The organism is Hyphomicrobium sp., from assembly GCF_003987855.1.
GTDB lineage: Bacteria > Pseudomonadota > Alphaproteobacteria > Rhizobiales > Hyphomicrobiaceae > Hyphomicrobium_B.
Genome location: NZ_RXIZ01000007.1, coordinates 157,028 through 165,647, shown reverse-complemented (window position 1 = coordinate 165,647; position 8,620 = coordinate 157,028). Strand labels below are relative to the sequence as shown.

The window sequence follows — 8,620 nt, the reverse complement described above, 5'->3', positions numbered from 1 at the left end:
TGCGGGTCTTCGCCTCTTTGGCGATGGCCGCAGCAACTTCATCTGCGCCCACTGAGAGTGCAGCAGCGTCTCTGGGTACGAAGACTTTGATCATTCGGCGGCTTCCTTCTCGAGTGAGCCGATGATCTCATCGAAACGTTGCGGATCTACTTTGCCATACAGCTTTTCACCGACCATAATGGCGGGTGAAAGGGCACAATTGCCCAAGCAGAAAACCTGTTCGATCGTTATCGCTCCATCAGCGGTCGTGCCGCCCAGCTTGGTACGCAACGATTTTTCGGCGTGATCGCAAAGGGCCTTCGTGCCCATCGCTTGGCAGGCTTCCGCGCGGCAAATCTTGACCACGTGCTTGCCCGATGGGTGCCGGCGAAACTCATGATAGAAAGTGAGTACGCCGTAGACCTCGGCGCGCGAGCGATTCAGCGCGTTGGCGATGACGGGCAGCGTGGCATCGGGCACGTAACCCAACTGATGCTGCAACTCGTGAAAGATTTCGAGAAGCTCATCGGGCTTGTTGCCGTGACGGGCGCAAACGGCGAGCGCAGCAACCTCCGCCGGGGAGGTTGGAGGGGCCGGGAGCGCGGATGAGCCTTTTGATTTTTCGGCTTTTTTCGCCATGCTTGGCGTTTCCTCGGTCGTGTTGGCGGTCACGTGACGCAGATGCGCACTTTGCCGCATGAATTCTAGTGGGTCATTACGACCATACGTTCAAATTGATATCGCCGATTTAATCATAGATGCCGTCTATAATGCATCGCGCCAACTGAGGCAATCTATGTAGTTATTTTGGATAAACTCTTTTCACTCCAGGGAAATTCCGTTTGTTGAGAAGTGACTGGCGGCTTGTCTGAACGCTCTAACGAGCGGCGCAACCGGATCACGATCCTGTGTGACCACTCCCACGCTATGGGCCACCTCGGGTTCAATGAGTGGGATCGCTTTCACGCCGGCATCGTCGCCCAGCATGTTGGCGAGGTAGCGCGGCATCACGCTGGCCAGGTCCATGAGCCGGACGTTTGAATAAAGATTGATTACAGAGTTGGTTTCGAGGGCCGGTTGAGGGTGGCAGCCGGCCGCCTCGAACGCCCGGTCGATAATCCGGCGGTTTTGCATGTTCGTGGTCAAAAGCCCAAGCGGTAGCTCGGCCGCTTCTTTCCAGGTGACCTGATCCAAGCTTGCGAAGCGATGCCCGGCGGGGACGAAAAGACAATAGCGTTCGACATATAGCGGCGTAGCCAGAAGGTCGTTGATGGGTTCGTTGTCGAGATAGCTGATCCCCGCGTCGATCGAAAAATCTTCGAGGCCGCGCAGAATTTCCTCGGAACTCATCGACATGATCGTGAAGTTGATTTCGGGATGCAGCCGCTGCACGTCCCGAGTCAGATATGGAATGATGGGCAGCGCGGAGGGTATGGCGCCAAGCGCAAGGCGCCCTGTCAGTCCAAAGTCGCTGATAGCGAGTTGCGCCAACTCCTGGTGCATCGACGTCCAGTTGTTGAGGATGAGCTGCGCCCATTTCAAGACGCGTTCGCCCTCCTGCGTCAGCCCCTGATAGCGCTGGCCGCGCTCGACGATGGGGACGCCGAGTTCGAGTTCGAGCTGGCGAATGCGACCGGACAGGGTCGGCTGCGTGACGTTGCAGGCCTGTGCCGCGCGCGTGAAGTGTTTTTCTCGAGCGAGTGCGACGAGATACTGAAGCTGCCGGATGTCCATCTCACACTCTCTCGCCTTGAGAGAGCGCACTTATCGGTGCTTCCCGAGAAAACGCAACAAAAGCGCTTCGAGCTGAGGATGAGGTTCGGGCGGCTTATCAGAAGCCCGAACCGCAGGAATCGAAGACGTGGCCCGAGAAGGAGCGGCCTCGGCGCGATGCGAGATGCAGCGCTAGCGAGGCAATGTCCGGCTCCGTCGCGAGATAGGCCCCGGAGCTGCTGCCGTCGAAGAAGGCGCGTGGACCGACGCCGTTGATGCGAATGCCCTTGTTCGCCCATTCCCGAGATTCCTGAGCGATCATCGAGGCGAGTGCCGTCCGTACCAAGCCGGCCACCGCCGACGATCGCGCGTCGCGGGGTTCGGGCATGTTGACGACGTTGAGCACAAGACCTTCGCTCATCACCACGCACATGCGATTGGCGATGACGCGCGTCAGCTGTGCAAGAGGGGCGAGCTTGGCTTCAATCAACGCTTCGAGATCGGCATCATCATGGATCGCGTCGATTTCTGCCGACGAAACGGACGTCAGGTTGATAGCTGCATCAAGCCCGCCGAAAGCTTGGGCGGAGGTTTGCGCAAAGTGTGCAGCGGCGTTTGCCGTAGAGATGTCAAGGGTATGGAGACGAATCTCGCTGGCGCTCTGCGAAAGGAAGGCGAACAGCTCAACGAGTTCGGGAGATAGATCGGCGGTATGAACAACGAGACGTACGTTGAGATCCGCGAAGGAACGGGCAACGTCGACGCCCGAGTTTCCGGTCAAACCTGTGATGAGGATGCGCGCCTGCGAAAGCTCACTGGAGACTTCTTCTTCGACACTGGTACCAACTCGATCCATGTACATGGCGCTCTTCCCCTCCTGACAACACGCTGAACCGGCGAACGCGAGAGGCGCCGTCGGTCGCATGATAGCACGCCGATTCGCCTAACGAGACCTAAACAGCCAGCCGATTCGGGTTTGCGGGAGACGGGTCAAGGGCGCTTTTGCGACTATGCACGGGCCTGCGCGTTATGGGGCTGTGACCCTGCTGCCCCTCCGGCGCATAGATGTGGTGTGTGGGCGGTCCGACGGTGCAAAAGGTGGTGATAGGTCGATAGGCGAACGTTGCTAATCTTTTCCCGCGTCTGCGAAAGTTAAAGTCCACGAATCGACTAGCTGCTTGGAACGAGATGACAAAACAGGAAAACTCAAAGCCGCAAGCCGGTGGCGGGCCCGCCGACACCGCTGCCCCGTCGCCGGCTCTTGGACCTGCTCCTGTAGGCGGTCCTGCAGCTCCGAACGGCCCACGCGAAAGCGATGGGCCCGTCGACGCCAAGCCCCGAGACAATCTGGTGGTTGGATCCATCGTGATCGCGTCGATCGCCGTGACGGTCATGAGCTCGGCCCAGCTTGGAATGTCGCTCTCGGTATCCGTCGCGATGGGCGCCGTCACGCTGGCGCTGCTTATGCTGATCCATAAGCAGATGCAAAAGTCGGCGCAGATCGCACAGCTGCAAGCCGAGCTTGCCCAGAGTCGGCAAACGCCACGGCAAAGAACGGCGCCGCGCGCCGCATCCGTACCTGCGCCGTCGTCTTCAGAGGCGCGGATTCGCGAACTCAGCCGCGACATCGGAAATATGGTTCCAAGATCCGATCCAGGGCCGAACGCGCAGCCCACGACGGCGGGGTCCGAACTTGAGCGCAGCGTTCGACGTCCGATGCGGTCACCCATGCAGCCACCAATGGAGGGCGCGAAGCCGTCGGTCGATCCAAGCCTCACAGCTCCGCCGATCGCGGCGGCTCCTGTGCTGGAAGAGCCCATCGGACCGCAGCTGCCACCGCAGGGGGAAATTGTGCGCGAGCATTGGTCCTTCCGGCCGCGCACGGATGCTCAGGTGAATGTCCAAGACCCTTCGTCGGGACCCGCTGGAATAAACCCGTCGCCGACGGGAGCCTCGGTTGTCACGACCGTTGAAGGCGATCTCGAACTCGTGCAGCGAAAAATCAAAGAGCTCGCCGACGAGGTGAATGCCGCCGAAGCGCTCAAATCCAAACCAGCACGAGTGGTTCAGCGGCCGAAAGCAGAAGCGAGTGCGCTCGAAAACTCCATCGGCGCGCTACGTGCTGCTGCGAAGAGCATGCGTCAGCGCCCCTCGCTGGGAGACTTTGTTCCGAAGTTCGAAGCTCAGGCGTTCGCGCCAAATCCGACGCCGGAACCTGCCCAGGAGCCTACTCTTTCAAGCGCGCTGCCGAAGGACGGATTTGGTGAGCTCGTCATCCCTGCATCGGCGGAGCGGATAGCGGGTTCTGATCCAGTGGCGGAAGCGCCAATCAACGGCGATCGGGATGTGGCGTCGCCTAGCTTGGAACTCCCACTGCCGAACTTCGAGCCGGCCGTGGCGGCGCTACCTCCCCGCGCCGCGGCGATCGTGCGTGCTGTTGAGGACGACGCCATCGAGCTGCTGCTCGGGCCTATCGTGACGCTCGCGGAGCATTCCGTCAGCCATTACGAAATGTCGGCCGTTCTACGGGGCATGGATGGCGAGCCTCTTGAAGCGAACGATGATGATTTCGCAGTCATCGGCGGGGACCTAGATACGCAGTTCGACATCGCACGGCTTAATCGCGCAGCAGCGTTGGCCACACGCATGGATGCGAGGGAGCGGGAGGGCTCGTTGCTCGCTGATTTCCTCGGCACGTCCATGGTCAGCAGAGCGTTCCTTGAAAGCTTCGCGCACGCGTATGAGGCTCGCAAGCGGATATCGGCGCAGCTCGTGCTTACGTTTTCACAGCGGGCGGTCGATGGATTTTCTCCGGCGGCTTGGCAGGCCGTTCGCGATATGCACTCGTTCGGCTTCCGCATGGCGCTCGATAAGGTGCTGCACATGGGCACGGACTTTGCGACGCTGCAGAGGTCCGGGTTCCGCTTCGTTCGAATTGATGCACAGGCGTTGCTGACCGGAATGTCTACGCCTGAGCGCTTCGTACCGGCCGAAGAGGTTGTGCAACGTGCAACGCTCGCTGGGCTCTCAATCATCGCTAGCGGCATTCAGGACGCCGGGACGCAGAAGCGGCTCCTGGATGCTGGCATTCTCCTCGGGCAGGGCCCTCTGTTTGGGGCTCCACGGCAGGTCAACGTCGAGGGCGGTCCTGCAGGCAGCCCCGATCAATCGGCCGCTGCCTGACGACTTCGCAACGCCAATCCTGTGACGACGGCGCCGGATGACATTCCGGCGCCGCTTCGTTTATAGGCCGGTCGCAACCGCATGTGGCGGGCTCAGTCGAAGGCTTGCGCACCGATGAGTGTCATTCCTGTACTTTCTTCAATTGCGCCCCTGGCAGAGACTTCAGATCTCTGGTTCGTCGATATTTGGGGCGTGATGCACAACGGCGTTCGACCGTTCGCGTCATCGGTCGCCGCATGCGCGGCTTTTCGCGAGCGCGGGGGCACCGCGTTGCTCGTCACGAACTCGCCGCGGCCTAGCGAGAGCGTCGCAAAGCAGCTCGACGGGATCGGCGTGTCACGGGAGTCTTACGATGGGATCGTCAGCTCCGGTGACGTCTCGCGCAGCCTCATCGAGCAATGGGCTGGCCGCCGCGTCCTGCTGATCGGTCTCGAGCGCGATAAGGCCACCTTCGCAGGTCTCTCTGCACAACCGGGCGCGTCGGTGGACGATGCAGAAGTCGTCGTCTGTACAAACCTCTACGACGATGAGAACGAAACTCCCGAAGACTATGCTGGTCTGCTCGAGAAGCTGAAGTCTCGTGACGTTCCGATGATCTGCGCCAATCCGGATCTCAAGGTCGAGAGAGGTGGACGCGTCGTCTATTGTGCGGGCGCGATCGCGTCGGCGTATGCAGCGATCGGCGGCAAGGTAAGCTACGCGGGGAAGCCGTATCGGCCGATTTACGATCTTGCTCTAAAGACGGGCTCCGAGTTTCGCGGCGAGCAAGTGGCCAAACACCGGGTGCTCGCGATCGGCGACGGTGTGGCGACAGACATCGGCGGCGCAGCGGGTTTCGATATTCGTTCGGTTTACATTGCGAGCGGTGTTTATGTGCAACCCGGCGAAGAGATCGGCGCGGCGGCGAGCCGGCTGTTCGCGAAGAGTTCGTCGAAACCGGTCGGCGTCATGAAGAACTTCGTCTGGTGACGGTCTAGATCGTCAGGACGATTTTGCCGATGTGCTCGCTGCTCTCCATGCGCGCGTGCGCGTCGGCCGCTTTGGCGAGTGGATATGTGCTGTCGATCGGCACCTTGATCTTTCCATTGACGATGAGGGGAACGACCTTGCTGGCAATCGCCGCGGCGATTTCACCTTTCACTTCATTGGAACGAATGCGAAGCGTTGAGCCTGTGAGCGTGAGCCGCTTCAGCATGACTCGCATGAAATCGATCGTGGCCGTCGACCCTTTCTGAAAGGCGATGTTGACGAGGCGGCCATCGTCGGCGAGCGAGCGGATGTTCTTCTCGATGTAGTCACCGCCAACCATATCAAGGATCACGTTCACGCCTTTGCCGGCCGTTTCGCTTTTGATGACCTGAGCGAAGTCAACCGTACGATAGTTGATCGCGACGTCGGCTCCGAGGGTGCGTGCGGCGTCACATTTCGCATCGGATCCGACGGTCGTGTACACCGTCGCGCCGAAAGCTTTTGCCAGTTGAATGGCTGTCACGCCGATCCCGCCCGAGCCGCCGTGAACGAGAAATTTTTCACCCGACTTCAAATCACCGCGTTGGAACACGTTGTGCCAAACCGTGAAGAAAGTTTCAGGAATGGCTGCGGCTTCGATGTAAGAAATTTCTTCGGGCTTCTTGATGCACGCGAGTTCGGACACGGCGACATATTGGGCGTAACCGCCGCCGGGGACGAGCGCCATCACGGCATCACCGATCGCGAAGCGCTCAGCGTTTTCTCCGAGCGCGACGATGGTGCCTGACACTTCCAAGCCCGGGAGTTCGGAGTGCCCCTTCGGAGCGGGATAGTTACCTTGCCGCTGCAGGACATCGGGCCGATTAACGCCCGCGGCGACGACTTTGATCAGCACCTCGCCAGGTTTTGCCTCTGGCGTCGGGACCTCAGTCAAGGCCAGGACTTCGGGTCCCCCGGCGCCGTTGATCGAGATCGCTTTCATCGTCGTGGGGAGGCTCATCTATCGTGCTTTCCTGAGTGTCACTGAGAGAGACATGCACGGCGCGGGCTAGCAGGGCAAGTCGGGCCTAGGGCGGCGGAACCTCTCATCCGATCTCGACCGACGCGTTCGTGATCCTTAGAATGGACTAACGATAAGCGAGGAGAACGCGCGATGGATCTCGATGATCTTCTGCCGCAAAAAAAGCCGACTAGCGTGGCGATTGGGGAAAACCTTGAAGCCCTCTCGGTTGCGGAGCTGGAACGGCGCATCAAGGATCTTGAGATGGAGATCGTTCGCGTTCGCGCCGAGGCTGATCGCAAGAAGCGTCACGAGGCCGCCGCGCACGCGCTTTTCAAGTCGTAAAGCGATTACGAAGGATCAATTTGAATTACGCTGTATGCTGTTCGATTTCGGGACGGGCGCAAATGCAAGCGTTCGGCAGAATCCTAATCGACCGCTGATCTCGCGATGATTCGACTTAACTGAAGCTTAAGCATATTGCGGCAATTTCAACGTCGATCCAGGCCATCTGGATGGAAGCGGCCCCTCTGCCGTTTCATTTGACGCCTCCCTGTTGACTTTCGAGCCGCTCTAACGGAGCGGCTCTTTTTTTGCATTGTCCACAGGACGTTCGGAAACGCCCCGTTTTGGGCGGAGTTGTTAACTATGGTGCTCTAGTGTCGGTTCGTGGTAGCAGTTGCGCACGGGTAAGCGTTTGTATCGTTGAGGGTCATGAGTAACGTATTTCGCGCTGATGGCGCGCCTGTCGGCGGCGCCACAACGGTGTCGTTCGGAGAGCGGTTCCAGTCCTCCGAACACTTCGACCACATCTTTAAGGAAGGCATGGCGCTCGTCGAGCGTACCGCGAGCTATCTCGACGGTCCGGGGCGCAAGGAAGCGAAGAATCTCGCAGGTGGGGCGGGCGTTCTTTATGCAACCGAGAGCATGCGGCTGACGACACGTCTGCTGGATCTCGCATCATGGCTTTTGATCCGCCGCGCGTTGCGCGAGGGTGAGATCACCGAGGAAGAGGCGCAGAAGAAGCGTCGTCGCGTGAAGCTACAGGCGTTCGGCCGTCCTTCGCACGTGAAGGGTTATGCGGAGCTTCCGCAGGGACTGCAGAACCTCATCGCCGAGAGCTTCTCTTTGCATGATCGTATCGCGCAGCTCGATCGCATCCTGACGACGCCGTCGGCAGCGGATATTCCGGAAGCCGCGGTGAATCCTGTCGCGCACCAGGTTGGTCTGCTGCAGCGGGCGTTCGCGGCGAAGGTCAGTTGATCTCCGCGGGCGATAACTGAAAATGGAAAAGGCCCGCTCGAAAGCGGGCCTTTTTGTTTGGATATAAGCTTTGAATTCGAGGGGATCGCCGCAGGCGATCAGAACATGCCTTCGAACTTCTTCTTGAAGCGCGACAGGCGGCCGCCGCGGTCCATCAGCTTAGCGTCGCCGCCGGTCCATGCCGGATGCGTGTTGGGATCGATGTCGAGGGTGAGCTTGTCGCCCTCTTTGCCGTAGGTCGAGTAGGTCGTGAACTCGGTTCCGTCCGTCATCACCACCTTGATCTGATGATAATCGGGGTGGAGGTCAGCGTCTTTCTTCATGGCCTTAAGTCCGTCTGAAAATAGGTCTTTTTCGGCGAAGCCCTCACGAGCCCCGGCCCCGGTCTTTTGTAAAAGGGGACTGAATTGGCGCGTTGTTTAGCCGAGTTAGCCGCCACGCACAAGGCGCAGGGCACCGCAAACCTAAGCAAATCGTAATTTTACCGCCCGTTCGCAGCGGCCCATTGCCTCT

General features: G+C 59.7%; 9 protein-coding genes. 4 read left to right on the top strand and 5 right to left on the bottom strand.

Annotated features, from left to right (window positions below; translation table 11 throughout):
- Nucleotides 1–90 precede the first annotated feature (90 nt).
- The 3 genes from EKK30_RS06090 to EKK30_RS06080 form a co-directional block, all read right to left on the bottom strand.
- Nucleotides 91–618, bottom strand: coding sequence for a formate dehydrogenase subunit gamma (locus EKK30_RS06090; RefSeq protein WP_290981778.1), 528 nt, complete (start codon nt 616–618; stop codon nt 91–93).
- 183 nt (nt 619–801) lie between these two features.
- Entirely contained in the window at nt 802–1,713 is a 912-nt protein-coding gene (locus EKK30_RS06085; RefSeq protein WP_290981775.1) for a LysR family transcriptional regulator, read from the bottom strand.
- A gap of 97 nt (nt 1,714–1,810) precedes the next feature.
- A complete protein-coding gene (locus EKK30_RS06080; RefSeq protein ID WP_290981772.1) occupies nt 1,811–2,554 on the bottom strand; it encodes an SDR family NAD(P)-dependent oxidoreductase in 744 nt (247 codons plus the stop codon).
- Nucleotides 2,555–2,880: 326 nt separating this feature from the next.
- Between EKK30_RS06080 and EKK30_RS06075 the strand changes: the two genes are divergently transcribed.
- A complete protein-coding gene (locus EKK30_RS06075; protein WP_290981769.1) occupies nt 2,881–4,875 on the top strand; it encodes an EAL domain-containing protein in 1,995 nt (664 codons plus the stop codon).
- Between the two features lie 114 nt (nt 4,876–4,989).
- Nucleotides 4,990–5,844 (top strand): TIGR01459 family HAD-type hydrolase, encoded by an 855-nt coding sequence (locus EKK30_RS06070; protein WP_290981766.1) that lies wholly within the window; start codon nt 4,990–4,992, stop codon nt 5,842–5,844.
- Nucleotides 5,845–5,848: 4 nt separating this feature from the next.
- Here the strand turns inward: EKK30_RS06070 and EKK30_RS06065 are convergent, their stop codons facing one another.
- A complete protein-coding gene (locus EKK30_RS06065; protein WP_290981763.1) occupies nt 5,849–6,844 on the bottom strand; it encodes an NAD(P)H-quinone oxidoreductase in 996 nt (331 codons plus the stop codon).
- A 153-nt stretch (nt 6,845–6,997) separates the two neighbouring features.
- Here EKK30_RS06065 and EKK30_RS06060 point away from each other — a divergent pair, with 153 nt between their 5' ends.
- Both EKK30_RS06060 and EKK30_RS06055 read left to right on the top strand, forming a co-directional pair.
- Complete coding sequence (locus tag EKK30_RS06060) at nt 6,998–7,189, top strand: DUF1192 domain-containing protein (protein ID WP_290981760.1); 192 nt, start codon at nt 6,998–7,000, stop codon at nt 7,187–7,189.
- 369 nt (nt 7,190–7,558) lie between these two features.
- A complete protein-coding gene (locus EKK30_RS06055; protein ID WP_290981756.1) occupies nt 7,559–8,107 on the top strand; it encodes a DUF1465 family protein in 549 nt (182 codons plus the stop codon).
- Between the two features lie 98 nt (nt 8,108–8,205).
- On the opposite strand, the gene rpmE is transcribed toward EKK30_RS06055, so the two are convergent.
- Nucleotides 8,206–8,430: a 50S ribosomal protein L31 gene (gene rpmE / locus EKK30_RS06050; RefSeq protein WP_290981754.1), complete on the bottom strand. Its 225-nt coding sequence runs from the start codon at nt 8,428–8,430 to the stop codon at nt 8,206–8,208.
- Nucleotides 8,431–8,620 lie beyond the last annotated feature (190 nt).